This window comes from Caballeronia sp. AZ1_KS37 (genome assembly GCF_023631165.1).
GTDB lineage: Bacteria > Pseudomonadota > Gammaproteobacteria > Burkholderiales > Burkholderiaceae > Caballeronia > Caballeronia zhejiangensis.
The window spans coordinates 1-17,329 of sequence record NZ_JALQDP010000005.1 but is presented as its reverse complement, the minus strand read 5'-3'; the positions used below and the strand labels follow the sequence as shown (position 1 = coordinate 17,329).

At 64.3% G+C, this 17,329-nt stretch carries 13 protein-coding genes; 8 read left to right on the top strand and 5 right to left on the bottom strand.

All coding sequences use genetic code 11. The features are described 5' to 3' along the window. Window positions 1–202: 202 nt before the first annotated feature. From fixL to NCS00_RS05360, 4 genes are all read left to right on the top strand, one after another. Window positions 203–2,737, top strand: coding sequence for an oxygen sensor histidine kinase FixL (fixL, locus tag NCS00_RS05375; RefSeq protein WP_034472179.1), 2,535 nt, complete (start codon window positions 203–205; stop codon window positions 2,735–2,737). Next, entirely contained in the window at window positions 2,734–3,369 is a 636-nt protein-coding gene (gene fixJ / locus NCS00_RS05370; protein ID WP_008350478.1) for an oxygen response regulator transcription factor FixJ, read from the top strand. Before fixL ends, fixJ begins: the two co-directional genes overlap by 4 nt. Before the next feature lie 233 nt (window positions 3,370–3,602). Next, window positions 3,603–5,006, top strand: a complete 1,404-nt coding sequence (locus NCS00_RS05365; protein WP_502801572.1) for a DUF3300 domain-containing protein — start codon at window positions 3,603–3,605, stop codon at window positions 5,004–5,006. Window positions 5,007–5,065: 59 nt separating this feature from the next. Next, window positions 5,066–5,968 carry a DUF2950 domain-containing protein gene (locus tag NCS00_RS05360; RefSeq protein ID WP_250434439.1) on the top strand — a complete coding sequence of 301 codons (903 nt, stop codon included), beginning with the start codon at window positions 5,066–5,068 and terminating at the stop codon, window positions 5,966–5,968. A gap of 37 nt (window positions 5,969–6,005) precedes the next feature. Here the strand turns inward: NCS00_RS05360 and NCS00_RS05355 are convergent, their stop codons facing one another. Continuing rightward, window positions 6,006–6,551, bottom strand: coding sequence for a hypothetical protein (locus tag NCS00_RS05355; RefSeq protein ID WP_239294958.1), 546 nt, complete (start codon window positions 6,549–6,551; stop codon window positions 6,006–6,008). A 55-nt stretch (window positions 6,552–6,606) separates the two neighbouring features. Between NCS00_RS05355 and NCS00_RS05350 the strand changes: the two genes are divergently transcribed. The 3 genes from NCS00_RS05350 (at window position 6,607) to NCS00_RS05340 (ending at window position 10,424) form a co-directional block, all read left to right on the top strand. Further along, window positions 6,607–6,834 carry a hypothetical protein gene (locus NCS00_RS05350; RefSeq protein ID WP_235366345.1) on the top strand — a complete coding sequence of 76 codons (228 nt, stop codon included), beginning with the start codon at window positions 6,607–6,609 and terminating at the stop codon, window positions 6,832–6,834. A 444-nt stretch (window positions 6,835–7,278) separates the two neighbouring features. Beyond that, complete coding sequence (gene folD, locus NCS00_RS05345) at window positions 7,279–8,133, top strand: bifunctional methylenetetrahydrofolate dehydrogenase/methenyltetrahydrofolate cyclohydrolase FolD (protein WP_250439530.1); 855 nt, start codon at window positions 7,279–7,281, stop codon at window positions 8,131–8,133. A 167-nt stretch (window positions 8,134–8,300) separates the two neighbouring features. Continuing rightward, the gene (locus tag NCS00_RS05340) at window positions 8,301–10,424 is read left to right on the top strand and encodes a M3 family metallopeptidase (protein WP_250439528.1); all 2,124 of its coding nucleotides are present in this window, start codon (window positions 8,301–8,303) and stop codon (window positions 10,422–10,424) included. A gap of 51 nt (window positions 10,425–10,475) precedes the next feature. Here the strand turns inward: NCS00_RS05340 and NCS00_RS05335 are convergent, their stop codons facing one another. Together NCS00_RS05335 and NCS00_RS05330 are read right to left on the bottom strand one after the other, a co-directional pair. Continuing rightward, window positions 10,476–11,753 carry an amidohydrolase family protein gene (locus NCS00_RS05335; RefSeq protein WP_008350489.1) on the bottom strand — a complete coding sequence of 426 codons (1,278 nt, stop codon included), beginning with the start codon at window positions 11,751–11,753 and terminating at the stop codon, window positions 10,476–10,478. A 69-nt stretch (window positions 11,754–11,822) separates the two neighbouring features. After that, the gene (locus NCS00_RS05330; RefSeq protein ID WP_244807881.1) at window positions 11,823–12,305 is read right to left on the bottom strand and encodes a carbon-nitrogen hydrolase family protein; all 483 of its coding nucleotides are present in this window, start codon (window positions 12,303–12,305) and stop codon (window positions 11,823–11,825) included. A 91-nt stretch (window positions 12,306–12,396) separates the two neighbouring features. On the opposite strand from NCS00_RS05330, the gene NCS00_RS05325 reads away from it, so the two are divergent. Beyond that, window positions 12,397–13,296 (top strand): LysR family transcriptional regulator, encoded by a 900-nt coding sequence (locus tag NCS00_RS05325; RefSeq protein WP_250439526.1) that lies wholly within the window; start codon window positions 12,397–12,399, stop codon window positions 13,294–13,296. On the opposite strand, the gene NCS00_RS05320 is transcribed toward NCS00_RS05325, so the two are convergent. Then, window positions 13,280–13,864 (bottom strand): GNAT family N-acetyltransferase, encoded by a 585-nt coding sequence (locus tag NCS00_RS05320; RefSeq protein ID WP_008350495.1) that lies wholly within the window; start codon window positions 13,862–13,864, stop codon window positions 13,280–13,282. The genes NCS00_RS05325 and NCS00_RS05320 overlap by 17 nt on opposite strands. 46 nt (window positions 13,865–13,910) lie before the next feature. Continuing rightward, a complete protein-coding gene (locus tag NCS00_RS05315; protein WP_250439524.1) occupies window positions 13,911–16,700 on the bottom strand; it encodes a DUF4118 domain-containing protein in 2,790 nt (929 codons plus the stop codon). Window positions 16,701–17,329: the final 629 nt, after the last annotated feature.

Sequence of the window (17,329 nt, the reverse complement as noted above, 5' to 3'; positions counted from 1 at the left end):
GCAATTCTAAAGAGGGTCCAGACCATGACGCAAGGAATTTTTCAAATCATGAGAGCTAATCTCACCATGCGAAAAATTGCTGCAACGCACCGTCCGATAAGACTTTTTTGTTCAGATGTTTCTCCTCCTTTTCCTGCAACTGAGCACGCTTTACCGTCTTTTTACGCCATTTAACAATCAGGTGGTGCGTTACAATCGCTCCATGTTGACCGAACGGCTGATCAAACGCTCGGCGAGGTCCGCGCGCAAGCCGACCGACGCCTCGCCCTCCCGCTGGCACCACGGACCGTGGTGGTCGAACTCCTATTTACTCACGCCGCTCATTTCGATCCTGGTGTTTCTGATCGTGATGAGTCTGATTCTCTGGAGCCTGAACCGGCGCGAGCAACAGCAGCAGGAAGACACGCTTTATCGCAATGTCGCGTGGGCTCAGCAACAAATTCGCCTGTCGATGACCGGTGCGCAGGAGCAGATCCAGGCGCTCGCGCGCGACATTGCGACCGGGCACGGCGATCCGCAAACCTTCCAGACATCGTCCACCGACATCATGCAGGGGCATCCTGAGATCCTCTACATGAACTGGTACACGAGCGAGCATAAGCCGCGCTGGCCGAATACGCCGCTGCCCGTGCTCGGATCGCGCCTCGCCAAGCCGAACGACACGCAGATGGACGAGGCCGTGCAGGCCGCCTTCGACGAAGCGCGCACCACCCGCCGCCAAGTCTACTCGCCGTTGCTGTACGACGATCTCGGCAACGGCTACATCACGCTGCAGACGCCGGTTTTCCGCGACCGCGAATTCCTCGGCTCGATCGCGGCCGTGTTCTCGATCGAAGGCATACTGAAGCACGACATTCCGAGCGAATTGTCGGCCAAATACAAGATTTCCATCACCGATCTGAACAACCGCGAGCTCGCGACCACATCGAGCCGCCCGCGCCTGCCGCGCGACATGTTCTACGACCTGCCGCTCGACCCGCCCGGACAAGGCCTGTCGGTGCGCGTGTACTCGTATCCGCAGCTCACGAACTTCACCAACAACACGCTCGTCTGGCTCGTCGCCGGTTTGTCGTGCTTCGTGCTGTGGAGTCTCTGGAGTCTGTGGAAGCACACGCGCCAGCGCTTCGAGGCGCAGCAGGCGCTCTACGCCGAGGCGTTCTTCCGTCGCGCGATGGAAAACTCCGTGCTGATCGGCATGCGCGTGCTCGACATGCACGGCCGCATCACGCACGTGAATCCGGCGTTCTGCCGGATGACGGGCTGGGACGAAAGCGATCTCGTCGGCAAGAACGCGCCGTTCCCGTACTGGCCGCGCGACGCGTATCCGGAGATGCAGCGCCAGCTCGACATGACGCTGCGCGGCAAAGCGCCCTCTTCCGGTTTCGAACTGCGTGTGCGCCGAAAAGACGGGTCATTTTTCCACGCGCGACTCTATGTCTCGCCGCTCATCGACAGTTCCGGCCGTCAGACGGGCTGGATGTCGTCGATGACGGACATCACCGAACCGAAACGCGCGCGTGAGGAACTCGCCGCCGCGCACGAGCGCTTCACCACCGTCCTCGAAAGTCTCGACGCCGCCGTCTCCGTGCTCGCCGCCGACGAAGCCGAACTGCTGTTCGCGAACCGCTATTACCGGCATCTGTTCGGCATTCGTCCGGACGGCCATCTGGAACTCGCGGGCGCGGCGTTCGACGGCGGTTCGCAGAGTTCGTCCGACACCATCGACATGGTCGACACCTACGCGGGCCTGCCCGCCACCGCCCTCACGGAAAGCTCGGCGGACGCGCAGGAGGTCTACGTCGAAGGCATTCAGAAGTGGTTCGAGGTGCGCCGCCAGTACATTCAGTGGGTCGACGGCCATCTCGCGCAGATGCAGATCGCCACCGACATCACGCAGAGGAAGCAGGCGCAGGAACTCGCGCATCAGCAGGAAGAAAAGCTCCAGTTCACGAGCCGCCTGATGACGATGGGCGAAATGGCGTCATCGCTCGCGCACGAGCTGAATCAGCCGCTCGCCGCGATCAACAACTATTGCTCGGGCTGCGTCGCGCTCGTGAAATCCGGCCGCATGACGCAGGAAACGCTGCTTCCGGTGCTCGAAAAAACCGCGCAGCAGGCCGTGCGCGCGGGCATGATCATCAAGCGCATCCGCGAGTTCGTGAAGCGCAGCGAACCGAAGCGCCAGGCGGCGCGCGTCGCGGATATCGTCGCGGACGCGGTCGGTCTCGCCGAGATCGAGGCGCGCAAACGCAAGATCCGCATCGTCACCGAAATCCGTTCGCGGATGCCCGTCATTTACGTCGACCCGGTTTTGATCGAACAAGTGTTGGTCAACCTGTTGAAAAACGCGGCCGAGGCGATGCATGATGCGAAACCACACGCCGTCGATCCGGTGATACGCGTAGTCGTGCAGCGCATGGACGGCGGCTTCGTGTGCATCAGCGTGGTCGATCAGGGTCCGGGCGTGGACGAAGCAACCGCCGAGCGTCTCTTCGAGCCGTTCTACAGCACCAAGTCCGACGGCATGGGCATGGGGTTGAACATCTGCCGTTCGATCATCGAGTCGCATCGCGGGCGCCTTTGGGTGGTCAACAACGTCGAAGCGGACGGCCACGTGACCGGCGCGACTTTCCACTGCAGCCTGCCGATCGGCGAAGTGGAAGGCGGCTCGGGCACGGGCGGCACGGATGCGCAGGACGAACATACGAGACAACAAACAGTTACGGGAGAACTATGAGCACAGTCACCACTCAGGAAACCGTCTTCGTCGTCGACGATGACGAAGCCGTACGTGATTCCTTGCGCTGGCTGCTCGAAGCAAACGGCTATCGCGTTCAGTGTTTCTCCAGCGCGGAATCGTTCCTCGACGTCTACCTGCCGATCGCCCATTCCGGCGCGATTTCCTGCCTGATCCTCGACGTGCGCATGGCCGGCATGACGGGGCTCGAACTGCAGGAGAAGCTCATCGCCGAGAACTCGCTCTTGCCGATCATCTTCGTGACGGGGCACGGCGACGTCCCGATGGCCGTCTCGACCATGAAGAAGGGCGCGATGGACTTCATCGAGAAGCCGTTCGACGAAGCCGAACTGCGCAAGCTCGTCGAGCGCATGCTCGAAAAGGCGCGCAGCGAGAGCACCAGCGTGCAGCAGCAGCGCGCGGCCGCAGAGCGCTTGGGCAAGCTGACGGCGCGCGAGCATCAGGTGCTAGAACGCATCATCGCCGGGCGGCTGAACAAGCAGATCGCCGACGATCTCGGCATCAGCATCAAGACGGTCGAAGCGCATCGCGCGAACATCATGGAGAAGCTTTCCGTGAACACGGTGGCCGATCTGCTGCGTCTCGCGCTGTCGAACAAGCCGCAGCAATAAGCGCTTCGACTCCCCCCTTCGCGGCCGGCATCGTCATGCCGGCCGCGCGTTTATCGGCGCGCTCGCGAGCGAATGCGCCCGAATCTCCTTCCCGCCAAAGTTCGTTGAACGCCGAACTGAAAAGTGATATTGGCTGAATCACGCCGGATCACTACCCGATTTCCTCGCTTCAATCCCGGCTACGCGCAACGATCTCGCAACGTCTCGCACGGGGGGATTCGATGTCGAAACGAATGGGTGTCATTGGTTCGCAAATCGGCACGGCAAGAGCGATCGCGTTCGCCGTCACGCTCGCCGCGATGCCGCTTTTCGCCGCGCATCCGCTCGACGCGCAAGCGCAGAACGCCGCGCCGGCCGGCCAGAAGCTCACGAACCAGCAACTCGACGCGCTGACCGCGCCGGTCGCGCTCTATCCGGATGCGCTGCTCGCGCAAGTGCTGATGGCGTCGACGTATCCGTCGCAGATTACCGAAGCGGCCGACTGGTCGAAGGCGAATCCGAACGTCAAGGGCGACGACGCCGTGAAAGCCGTGCAGACGCAGCCGTGGGACCCGAGCGTGCAGTCGCTCGTCGCTTTCCCGCAGGCGCTCGCGACGATGGCCGCCAAGATCGACTGGGTGACGCAGCTCGGCAACGCGTTCATCGCGCAGCCGAGCGACGTGATGGACTCCGTTCAGCGTCTGCGGCGCGCGGCGCAAAGCGCGGGCAATCTGAAGACGAACGAGCAGCAGAAAGTCACGAGCGCGCCCGCGCCGGCGGGCAGTACGACCACCAGCACTACGGTGATCCAGATCGAGCCCGCCAATCCGCAAGTCGTCTACGTGCCGACCTACAACCCGACGGTCGTGTACGGGACGTGGCCATATCCCGCGTATCCGCCGGTCTATGTGCCGCCGCCGCCCGGATATGCGATCGGGTCGGCGTTCATGACCGGCATGGCGTTCGCAACAGGCGTCGCGGTCGTGAATTCGCTGTGGGGCAACTGCAACTGGGGTCACGGCGATGTCAACGTCAACGTGAATCGCTACAACAACATCAACACGGCCAACCGCATCAATGCGAACAGCAATAACGTGCGCTGGAACCGCAACGATCCGCAGTTCAACCGGACGAACGTCGCCGCGAACCGCCAGAACCTGAACAACGCCAATCTCGGCGCGAACGGCAACCAGTTCCGGGGCCGCGAGGATGCGCGCGCGCAAGCCGCGCAGACCTTGCAGCAGCGCACCGGCCAGAACCTCAACGAATCGGCGAGCCAGCGCGCGCAGAGCATCCGCGAGGGCGGCGGACCGAACGCGCGCACGACGAGCGATCTTCGTCAGCGCTCGCAGGACGTAAATCGCGACAACGCGCTGCGCGGCGCGGGCGATGGCAACGGCGCGCGCCAGGACATGCAGCGCGGACAGGCGAGCCGGCAGTCGTTCAATCAGTCGCATGAGCGCGCCGGCGCGGGTGGCGGCGGTGTTCAGCGTCAGGCGGGCGGCGGCGGTGGCGGTGGCGGTGGTTTGGGCGCGGGCGGAGGCGGCGTGCAACGTGGCGGCGGCGGATTTCAAGGCGGCGGCGGTGGCGGATTCCACGGCGGTGGCGGAGGCGGCGGCGGGTTCCATCGAGGCGGCGGCGGAGGCTTCCGCCGTTGATGATCGATTCCATCGTCAAACGCCGCGAATGCGGCGAACGCCAGATCCAGGAGCCCGACATGAAACCATTCGCCTCATCGAAGAAGCTCGTCCTGCGCGCGTTCGCGGTCGCGTCGCTCGTGCTCGGCGCGTCGCTCGCGCACGCGCAGGCCGTTTATCCGACGCCCGAAGCGGCGGCGCAAGCGTTCACCGACGCCATCGCCACCAACGACGAAGCCGCGCTCGCCAAAGTGCTCGGCAAGGACCATCGCCGATATGTGCCCGAAGGCAGCATCGGCCGGGAGGATATCTACGCGTACCTCGGCGCGTGGGCGCAGCAGCATCGCATCGTCGAGGATGCGCAAACGGTCGACGGACATCCTTCAGCGCGCATCGAAGCGGGCACGGACGGCTGGACGCTGCCGATTCCGCTCGTCAAGGTCGCGAACGGCTGGCGCTTCGACATGCGCGCCGCGCGCGACGAGCTGCTGACGAGGCGCATCGGGCGCAACGAGCGATCGGCGATGCAGGTCGCGCTCGCGGTCGTCGCCGCGCAGGACGACTATCGCAAGACGGCGGGGCGCTACGCCGACCGCTTCGTGAGCACGCCCGGCAAGCACGACGGCCTTTACTGGGACACGGCGCCGGGCGAGCCGGAAAGCCCGCTCGGTCCGCTCGCCGAGACGATGCCGAACAAGCCGACCGACAAGGACGGCTACTACGGCTATCACTACCGCATTCTGACGTCGCAAGGCTCGAACGCACCGGGCGGCGCGAAGAACTATCTTCAGGACGGACGGCTGACGCAGGGTTTCGGCGTCATCGCGACGCCCGCGCGCTACGGCCAGACGGGCGTGATGACGTTCATGGTCAATCAGGACGGACAGATCTACGAGAAGGATCTGGGCCCGGCTTCCGCAAGCAAGGCGGCGGCGATCAAGTCGTTCAACCCGGATTCGTCGTGGAAGGTGGTGACGCCCTGAGCGGGCGCGGGGTGGCGCGCGGCTCAGGGCGAGAGGACTATTGTTTCGTCAACTGGCCGTAGGCATAACGAAGTTCGTTCAGGTTATGCACGTTGTACAGAACCGTTCGGCGATAACCATTGCTGCCGGTGATCGGCACGAACAGAATGGCCGCGTTGCCGGTATAGGTCGTGCCGGCGGGCACCGAGCAGGAAGTGGCGGGCGCCACGCTCATCGTCACGGCGTACATGTTGCGATTGCTGCCGGGCGTCGCCAGCAACATTTTTCCGCTGACGTCGCAACCGCTTAGTTTGCCTGTGAAAGAGCCGTCGTCGGCGATCGTCAGCGACGTCGACGATTGCGTCCAGGTGCCCGCGACGCTCTGCTGCGTGACACTCAATGCGTTCGCTGCATCGTAGTTCGACGAGAACTCCGTGGTCGCTCCATTCGCGACGTAGCTCCCGCTGAAAGTGTTTCGCGGCGAGTAGGTTCCGCTTCCCGAGCTCGTCGGATACGCGAACAGCATGTTGTTGAAAGACAGACCGGACGTCAGCGTCCAGGCCTGCGGCGAGTATGAGATGACGCCATAGAGTGCGCTGGTCACGATCGACCCAATCGCATTGAGCGACGAGATATTGCCGTCCGGATCGACTAGCGCGATGGTGCGGTTCGTCAGCGAATTCGTCGTCCAGATTCCTTCGGCGTTCGTTCCTGTTTGCGCCGTCGATCCTGCTTGCGGATTCGCGAGGCTCGGCAGTGCTTCCCCCACCGTTGCCGGCGAAGACGCCGCAGCAGGCGCGCTGGCGCTGGTCGGCAAATCTGTCGAAGGGACCGTCGACGACGCCGCGCTGGCCGGTGCGGCCGCGGCGGGCGCGCTGGCGGGCTGACGGTTCTCATCCGCGCCGCCGGAGCCTCCGCCACCGCAGGCGGAAAGCAAAACGACACTGCTAAACGTCAATGATATGACTGCACATTTTCCGAAAGACATTCTTGATTTTCTCCTGCAAGCATCGGTGAATAACGCGGCAGGGAGTATCCCGGAAGAACGGTGGTTTACTGGTAAGCGGCAAGTAATTTGACAAGCGCTGGGCGAAGACTCATCAGCACGCAGCGGATCCGAGATTCTGGTTTCACGTCGGTGACCTGCCGAGACTCCCGAGCGCGCCCGGCGGTATAATTTCGCCCTTCCCAAGGGCGCATTTGCCGCACAGCGGCCAAGCAAGCGCCCAGCACCTTGCGCGAGCGCCGCGCACCGTCGCCGATCAGAGCGGCGGGCACGGCGTCGGCTTCACGCCCTCGCGCGCCCTCGCCCATCCTCGATCCGATTCGCCATGACCGCCCAACTCATCGACGGCAACGCCCTATCCAAGACCCTTCGCGCCGATGTCGCCCGGCGCGCCGCCGCCCTCTCCGCCCGTGGACACAAGCCGGGCCTGGCCGTCGTGCTCGTCGGCGACAATCCGGCGAGCGAAGTCTACGTGCGCAACAAGGTGAAGGCCTGCCAGGACAACGGCCTGCACTCGGTGATGGACCGTTTCCCCGCGACGCTCGCCGAAAACGAACTGCTCGCGCACATCGAAAAGCTCAACGCCGATGCGTCGATCCACGGCATCCTCGTGCAACTGCCGCTGCCCGCCCACATCGACAGCCACAAGGTCATCGAGGCGATCGCGCCGGAAAAGGACGTCGACGGTTTTCACGTCGCCAATGCGGGCGCGCTTCTGACCGGCAAGCCGCTCTTTCGCCCGTGCACGCCCTACGGCGTGATGAAGATGTTCGAAGCGCACGGCATCGACCTGAAAGGCGCGAACGCCGTCGTGATCGGGCGCTCGAACATCGTCGGCAAGCCGATGGCGCTGCTCCTGCTCGAAGCGGGCTCGACCGTCACGATCTGCCACAGCAAGACGCGCGACCTCGCCAAACATACGCGCGACGCCGATGTGATCGTCGCCGCGGTCGGCCGCCGCGACATCCTCACGGCGGACATGGTGAAGCCGGGCGCGACGGTCATCGACGTCGGCATGAACCGCAACGACGAAGGCAAGCTGTGCGGCGACGTCGATTTCGCGGGCGTGAAGGAAGTGGCGGGCTATATCACGCCGGTGCCGGGCGGCGTCGGCCCGATGACCATCACGATGCTGCTCGTCAACACGATCGAAGCGGCCGAGCGCGCGGCGCAGGCTTGAGCGGCGTGGGGGGGCCGCGGGTTGTAGGGGAATGCCGGGCATTGCCTTAATCGGCCCCTTAAAAACAAACGATTGGAATTTGCCGCGCCCGCCCCAATAATCTCCCAACGAGCCGGCGCGGGGCGCGACACCCGTGCGGCGTCATCCAACATCAGCACGGGAGAGCCATGAGCGATACCACGTCAGCCATCACGTCCGAAGCGGCAGCGGCCAATCCGCTGCTCGACTTCTCCGATCTTCCGCGTTTCGGCGAGATTCAGCCGGCGCACGTCACGCCCGCGCTCGATGTGCTCCTTGCCAATGCCAAGGCCGCCGTCGACCGTGCAAGCGCGCCCGAGACGCCTGCGACGTGGAAAGACGTCGTCGAGGCCGTCGAGCAGGAATCGGAAAAATTGTCGCGCGCGTGGGGCATCGTCGGCCATCTGAACGCCGTCGCCGACACGCCCGAACTGCGCGCCGCCCACGCTGAAAACCTGCCGCGCGTGACCGAATTCTCGGCGAGCGTCGGACAGAATCTCGCGCTCTACGAAAAGTACAAGGCGATCGCCGCCGGTACCGAATTCGCGGCCTTGTCGGCCGAGCGCAAAAAAATCCTCGAAAACTCGCTGCGCGATTTCCGTCTCTCGGGCGCCGAATTACCCGAAGACCGCAAGCCGCGTTTCGCGCAGTTGCAGGAAGAACAGGCGGCGCTGTCGAAGGCGTTTTCGGATCACGTCCTCGATTCGACCAACGCCTATGCGTACATCGTCACGCAGAAGAGCGATCTCGCCGGTCTGCCCGACGACGTGATCGAAGCCGCCCACGAAGCCGCGCAACGCGACGGCAAGGAAGGCTGGAAGTTCACGCTGCATTTCCCGTCGTATTTCCCGGTGCTGCAATATTCGGAGCATCGTCCGATGCGCGAGGCGATGTATCGCGCGTACGTCACGCGCGCGTCCGAACTCGGCGCGACCTATGGCAACGGCAAGGCCGAATGGGACAACACGGCGAACGTCGTCGAGCATCTGAAGCTGCGCGAGGAAGAAGCGAAGACGCTCGGTTATCAGAACTTCGCGGAAGTGTCGCTCGCGCCGAAGATGGCGGAATCGCCCGCGCAGGTCATCGCGTTCCTCGAAGACTTGGCGAAGCGCGCCCGCCCCTACGCCGAAAACGACTGGATGGAACTGCGCGCGTTCGCCGCGACCGAGCTCGGCATGCCCGAGTTGCAACCGTGGGACATCGCGTACGCGGCGGAGAAGCTGCGTCAGAGGCGCTATTCGTTCTCGGAAAACGAAGTGAAGCAGTACTTCCCTCAAGAAGCCGTGTTGAAGGGCCTCTTCAAGGTGACGGAGACGCTCTTCAACGTGTCGATCCGCCGCGACGAAGCCGCCGTGTGGAATCCGGACGTGCGCTTTTTCCGCGTCGAGAACAAGGACGGCACGCTCGTCGCGCAGTTCTATCTCGACCTCTACGCGCGCGAAGGCAAGCGCGGCGGCGCATGGATGGACGACGCGCGCTCGCGTCACAAGCGCGGCGAAGGCGGCGTGCAGACGCCGGTTGCTTATCTCACCTGCAACTTTTCGGCGCCGGTGGGCGGCAAACCCGCATGCTTCACGCACGATGAAGTCATCACGCTGTTCCACGAATTCGGGCATGGGCTGCATCACATGCTGACGCGCATCGACGAACTGGGCGTGTCGGGCATCAACGGCGTGGAGTGGGATGCGGTCGAACTGCCGTCGCAGTTCATGGAGAATTTCTGCTGGGAATGGGACGTGTTGACCGACATGTCCGCGCACGTCGAAACCGGCGCGCCGCTGCCGCGCGAACTGTTCGACAAGATGCTCGCCGCGAAGAACTTCCAGAGCGGTTTGGGCACGCTGCGCCAGATCGTCTTTTCGATGTTCGATATGGTGCTGCACACGTCCTACGATCCGGCCAACGCGACGCAGAACGTCAACGATCTCGCACGCGCGATCAACGAGAAGTTCCATGTGATCCCGCAGGCGCCCTTCTCGCGCTGGCCGAATACGTTCAGCCATATTTTCGCGGGCGGGTATGCGGCGGGGTATTACAGCTACAAGTGGGCAGAAGTTTTATCCGCCGATGCGTACGCCGCGTTCGAGGAAGCCGCGAAGGCCGGAAGCGGTTCGGTGCTCGATGCGACCACGGGTACGCGTTATCGTCGCGAGATTCTGGAAGTCGGCGGCAGCCGTCCGGCGATGGAATCGTTCAAGGCGTTCCGTGGGCGCGAGCCGGATATCGACGCGTTGTTGAGGCATAACGGGATGTCGGGCGCGACGGTGCATTGACGCCTCCTGCCGATTGATGCGAAAACCCGGTCCGCGAGGACCGGGTTTTTTTTATCGCCTCTCGATCCTGAAATCCACCTCCCCCGGCCTTCCTTCCAGCGCCAGCGTCGCGCGCACGGCCGGACTCCGGCTCACCACCTTCCCCCGCCTGACAACAACCGTTCGCGCCGCCCGCAGCCGAATCGCTTCGACAGGATCGCGCGCATCCAGCACCACGCAATCCGCGTTGCAGCCCACTTCGATGCCATACCCTTCGAGCCCGAGAATCCGCGCAGGATTTTTCGTGACCGCATCGAAGCACGCGCGCATCGCGTCGACGCCCGTCATCTGCGCGACGTGCAAGCCCATGTGCGCGACGTCGAGCATGTCGCCCGAACCCAGGCTGTACCACGGATCCATCACGCAATCGTGCCCGAACGCGACTGTGATGCCCGCCGCCATCAGTTCCGGCACGCGCGTCATGCCGCGCCGCTTCGGGTAAGTATCGGAGCGCCCCTGCAACGTGATGTTGATGAGCGGATTCGCGATCGCATTCACGCCCGCCTCGCGCATCAGCGGAATAAGCTTGCTGACGTAGTAGTTGTCCATCGAATGCATCGACGTGAGATGCGAGCCGGTGACGCGTCCATGCAAGCCGAGCCGATGCGTCTCCGCAGCGAGCGTTTCGATGTGGCGCGACATCGGATCGTCGGACTCGTCGCAGTGCATGTCCACGCGCAAGCCCTGCTCCGCCGCGTATTCGCACAGCAGTTTCACCGATGCCGCGCCGTCCGCCATCGTGCGCTCGAAGTGCGGAATGCCGCCGACGACATCGACGCCCATCGCGATCGCGCGCTTCAGATTGTCGAACGCGCCCGGGCTGCGCAACACGCCGTCCTGCGGAAACGCGACAAGTTGCAGATCGAGATACGGCTTCACGCGCCGTTTCACTTCGACGAGCGCTTCGACGGCCAGAAGCCGCGGATCGCACACATCGACGTGAGAACGGATCGCGAGCAATCCGCGCGCGACGGCCCAGTCGCAGTACTGCAGCGCGCGCTCGACGAGCGCTTCCTGCGTGAGATCCGGCTTCAATTCACCCCATAGCGCGATGCCTTCGAGCAGCGTGCCGGACGCATTCACGCGCGGCAGGCCGTAGGAAAGCGTCGCGTCCATATGGAAGTGCGCGTCGACGAAAGGCGCGGTGACGAGCGAGCCGTTCGCATCGATTTCCTCGCGCGCGGTGGCCGCAAGATGCCGCTCGATCGCGGCGATGCGCCCCGCCTCCATGCCGATGTCGACGAGTTCGCGCGAGTGAGCGAGCGCCGCGCGGCGAATGATCAAATCCATGTGCGAAACCTCCGTGCCGGGCTGTTCGTCCGATTGTATCGGGACATAAAAGCCGTGCGGAGGCGCGATTCAACCCGTCAATCGATGACGGCCGACGATCGCGAAACTGAGCGGCAGCGAACCGCGCGGCATCGTGCGTTCCGTCGTGCGCTCCGTCTCGTGCGCAAGCGGATGCGCGTCGAATACGCCGAGGCGATTGCCGCTGTGCGAACCGCGCCGCGCCGCACTCGGCATGCGATGACGCACGCGCGCGCCGCCGGGAAAACATATCGCGTAGCTGTCGAAGCGCCCGCCGTCTTCGGTGCGCTCGATCCAGCCGACGCCCGCCGCGACGCCGCTTTCATCGACGGCGGCGGCGATCGCGTGAATCGACGGATCGTCGAACGGATCGGCGCGCGAATCGTCGATACCCGAAGGGGAAAACAGCGCGAGCCACACGCCTTGGCGCGCGGCATAGGCGAGCTTTGCGGCGATGAATCGACAGTCGAGCGCGGCATCGCCCTTCCGCGATTCGAGCGCGATGACGGCGACACGAAACGATGCGGCATCCAAGTGGAACTCCCGATGTGACGAGTGAGTATCCTCATTGAAGCGCTCGGCAATCGATAAGTAAAATGAATGTTTCGACGTGTTCGATCGCCAAATGGAATTAAAACTCCTGCGCTCCTTTCTCACCATCGCCGAATTGCGTCATTTCGGCCGTGCCGCCGAAGCGCTGCACTTGAGCCAGCCTGCGCTCAGCAAGCAGATTGCGTCGCTCGAAGAAAGCCTCGGCGCGCGCCTCTTCGAACGCGGACGCCACGGCGCGGATCTGACGACGTTCGGCGCGGGCTTCATCGGCGATGCGCAAGCGCTCGTGCGCGACGCCGACGCCGTGCTGGCCCGCGCACGCGAAGCCGCGAGCGGCGCGCGCGGATTTCTGCGCGTCGGCTTGTGCCTGTCGACGCTCACGCATGTGCCGAAGCTGATCGCCGAATTCGGCGCGCTGAATCCGGACGTGAGCATCACGCTGCACGATCTCTCGTCGCACGAACAGACGCGCCGCATCCTCGCGAACAAGCTCGATGTCGGATTCATGCGGATGCCCGCGAGCGCCGGGCTTTCCGGCTTCACCGTGCTCAATGAAACGCTCGCGCTCGCCGTGCCCGAGCACACGCGCTACGAGCGTCTGCCCGCGAATCTGAACGAACTGAACGAACCGGGATTCATCGCGCTGTCGCGTGGGCGCGGGCCGGGGCTTGCTGCGCAGATCGATCGCTGGTGCGCGGAGCACGATTTCGCGCCGCGCGTGATTCAGGAAGCGGACGATATCCAGTCCGTGCTCGCATCGGTGGCGGGCGGCGTGGGCGCTGCGTTCCTGCCATCGCGCGCGCAGTACTTGCTGCGCGATGCGCGCGTGCTGACATTGCGCGATCGAGCGGCGGGCTGGCGCGTCGGACTTGCATGGCAAGACGAACGCGACGACACCGTCACGCGCCGCTTCGTCGCGTTCATGAAGGCGCGCGTGAAAGCGCTGAAGGCGCGCGCTACGCTCGACGCGTGAGCTTGGCGAGCAGCATCGCTTTGACGTCGGGCCATTCGTCGTCGATGATCGAAAAGCGCACCGAATTGCGCTTGCGGCCATCGGGCATGATGCGCTCGTGCCGCACGATGCCTTCCTGTTTCGCGCCGACGCCGAGTATCGCCGCGCGCGATTTCGCATTGAGCTCGTCGGTGGTGAACTGCACGCGCACGCAACGCATTGCTTCGAACGCGTGCGCGAGCAGCAGAAACTTCGCTTCCGTGTTGATGCCCGTGCGCTGCGTCGATGCCGCGAGCCACGTATGTCCGATTTCGAGCTTGCGGTTCACGCGGTCGATCTTCCAGTAACGCGTGCTGCCGACGACGCGCGCATCGCTGGCGCGCACGATCACGAACGGCATCACGGTGCCGGCATCGCGGCCCGCGAGGGCGGTGTCGATATAACGATCGATGGTGTCTTCGTTCGGCACGACCGTCACGCTCAGATTCCAGAGTTCGCCGTCGGCGGCTGCATCGAGCAAGGCGGCGCGATCCTCGCGTTGCAGCGGACGAAGCTGCACGCGCTCGCCGTTCAAAGTCGGTTGGCTCATCGTTGGTTTTCAGTTTGCTCGTGAGCCGACATCATAATTCGCCGCGTCAGACATCGTCCGTTCCCGGCGCGGCCGCCTTCGAGTCGACATCCTCGTCGGGCGGCAATTCTTCGGGCGGCGCATCGTTGGCCGGCAGCGTGAACCAGAATCGTGCGCCCAGAATGCGCCCGTTCGCGTCCGCGCGATTCTCGACGCCGATGTGCCCGCCATGCGCCTCGACGATCGCGCGGCAGATGGCGAGACCGAGCCCGATGCCCGGTTGCGCCGATTCCTTCTCGCCGCGCGTGAACTTGTCGAAGAGACGGTTCTGCATGCCGGCCGGCACGCCCGGCCCTTCATCGTCGATGCACACGCGCACGAAGCGCGCATCGCCGTCGTGCGCGAGCGCCGCGCCGATGCGGATCGGCGTCGCGGGCGGCGTGTACTTCGCGGCGTTTTCCAGCAGGTTGGCGAAGAGACGCTCCATCAGCACGGCGTCGAGTTGCAGCAAGGGCAGGTCCGCCGGCACGCGCGTCTGTACGGGACGCCCGGCGAGCACGCGGCGCGAACTCGCGAGCGCGGCGCCCACGGTTTCTTCGAGCATCGACCATTGACGATTCAGCCGGATCGCGCCCGCCTGCAGACGCGCCATGTCGAGCAGATTGATCACGAGGCCGCTCATGCGCAGCGCTTCTTCGTGGATCGCGTGCACGAGTTCCTGCGATGCCTCGCTCTGGCCGCCTGCTTCCCGCGCCTCTTCCTCCAGCACCGAAGCGAAGCCGACGATCGAGGTGAGCGGCGTGCGCAGATCGTGCGATATCGCGGATAAAAGCGAGTTGCGCAGGCGCTCCGATTCCATGTTGACGAGCGCGTCCTGCGCGATTTCGACGTAATGCACGCGTTCCAGCGCAAGCGCGATCTGCGACGCGAACGTTTCGATCATGCGGCGCTGCTCGGGCACCGCGAGTTCGGCTTCGCGCCCGGTCACGAGCGCGAGCACGCCGCGCGTGCGCATCGGCGCCTTGAGCGGCAGATAGAGCGCCTGGCTCGCGGGCAAGGTCTCGGTGCCGCGTCCCGCCGGTTTCTGCTGGTCATAGACCCATTGCGCGATGTCGAGATCGAGACGCGCGGCATCGAGCGTCACATCGGGATTCGGTTCGTCCACTTTCTGCCACACTTTCTCGGCGGCGTCGGGCAGGAGCATCACGACCTTCGCCTGAAACACTTCGGCGACGTGGCGCGTGCCGATCTCGATGATCTGCTCGGTCATCAACGCGGCGCCGAGTTCCTTGGTCATCGCGTACATCGCGCCGGTGCGCCGCTCGCGTTGCGATGCGATGCGCGCCTCGCGCCGCAGGCTCGACGTCAGATGACTGATCGTGAGCGAGGTCAGCAGCATGACGAGGAACGTGAGCAGATACTGCGTGTCCGTCACGGAGAAAGACAGCTCGGGCGGCACGAAGAAGAAGTCGAACGCGGCGACCGACAGAAACGACAGCATCACGCCGGGACCGCGCCCGAGCCGCACGGCCGCGAAGATCACGCCGAGCAGATAGAGCATCACGAGATTCGTGATTGCGAACTGACGGGCGGCGAGCATGTCGGCGACGAGCGTGATGCCCCCGCCGATCGCGAGCGCATGAAGATAGGCGCGCGGCGGCGAGTGCGCGCCGTCGCGCCAGGTGCCGAACGCTTGCGTGATCGTGCGGCGTGGCTCGTCGCGTGTACCGGTCGACACGAGCGTCACGTCGATATCGGATCCTTGCCGGATGATGCGCTCGCTCACCGGCCGAGCGATGAGACGCCGCCATTCGCCGCTCGCCGACGCGCCCGCCACGAGCTTCGACACGTTGCGCATGTGCGCGTAGTCGATGAGCGTCGCGGCGGCATCGGCGCCATCGAGCGTGACGGTTTCCGCGCCGAGTTCGGAGGCGAGCTTGAGCGCGTCGAGCGTGCGGCGGCGCTGATCGTCGGAGAGGCGCTGCAGCTTCGGCGTCTCGACGTACACCGCGAGCCAGTCGGCCTTGAGCGCCGTGGCGAGCCGCGCGGCCGCGCGCACGAGCGTCGCGCTTTCCGGTCCCGGGCCGATGCACGCGATGAGCCGTTCGCGCGCGCGCCAGATGCGTTCGATCGACTGATCGGCGCGGTATTCGCGCATTTGCGCGTCGACGCGATCGGCCGTGCGGCGCAAGGCGAGTTCGCGCAGCGCGATCAGATTGCCCTTGCGAAAAAAGTTGCGCACGGCGTGCTCGGCCTGCGCCGGCAGGTAGACCTTGCCTTCGCGCAGACGGTCGAGCAGTTCTTCGGGCGGCAGGTCGACGAGCGTGACTTCATCGGCGAGGTCGAAGATTCGATCGGGCACGGTCTCCCAGACCCGAATGCCGGTGATGCGCCCGACGATGTCGTTGAGGCTTTCGAGGTGCTGGACGTTGACGGTCGTATAGACGTCGATGCCCGCGTCGAGCAGTTCTTGCACGTCTTGCCAGCGCTTCATGTGGCGCGAGCCGTGCACGTTCGAGTGCGCGAGTTCGTCGACGAGGATGAGTTGCGGTTTTCGGGCGAGCGCGGCGTCGAGGTCGAATTCGGCGAGCAGACGGCCGCGGTGTTCGATGCGTGCGGGCGGCAGCGTTTCGAGGCCTTCGACCAGTGCAAGGGTTTCCTTGCGGCCATGCGTTTCGACCAGGCCGACGACTACTTCCACGCCTTCATCGCGGCGGCGGCGTGCGGCCTGCAACATCGCGAAGGTCTTGCCTACGCCCGCCGATGCGCCGAAGAAAATCTTCAGTCTGCCGCGCTCGCGTTTTTCTTCCTCGCGGTGGAGTTTGTCGAGGAGTTCTTCTGGGGTTGGGCGGGGCATGGTTTTTTTTGGGGTTCTTGCTGGCGCTTGTTGTGGTGGTTCGCTTGCGATTTCGCCGGATCCCGTTTTCGTGTCGGTCTGTTAGCACTGCCCCTGTGCGGGGCGGCAGTCACTTTCTTTGCTGCTGCAAAGAAAGTAACCAAAGAAAGCAGCTCCCGATACGCCCGCGGTCACACGCAATTTGGGTAGTCCTCTCGTCCATCGTGGGCTGCCTAAAGAGTGCCCTCATAGGCCCCATCGGGCTTGGCTCGCGCACGGTCTGCCACATCGCACCACACACCAAACTGGTTCAGCACCAAACAGCTCCAGCCCGCTTCGCGGCCGACCAGTCAATCGGGTCTGCGCGTGCTTCTCTACTAACGTCTCCATCTCTCCGCAAGTGCCGCACGTTGGTTTCCCTTGCATACCCGGCGGCAGCGCGTAGCGCTGGGCCGAAGCTCTTTCGTGCTGAACCAGCGCGCTCGACGCATTCGGGCGGCAGACCGCGCGCGATCCAAGCCCCGTTAGTCCTTTGAGGGCACTCTTTAGGCGAGTGCCACCTTGGACGAGAGAACTACCCAAATTGCGTGTGACCGCGGGCGTATCGGAAGCTGCTTTCTTTGGTTACTTGTATATTGAATCTGGCGTCC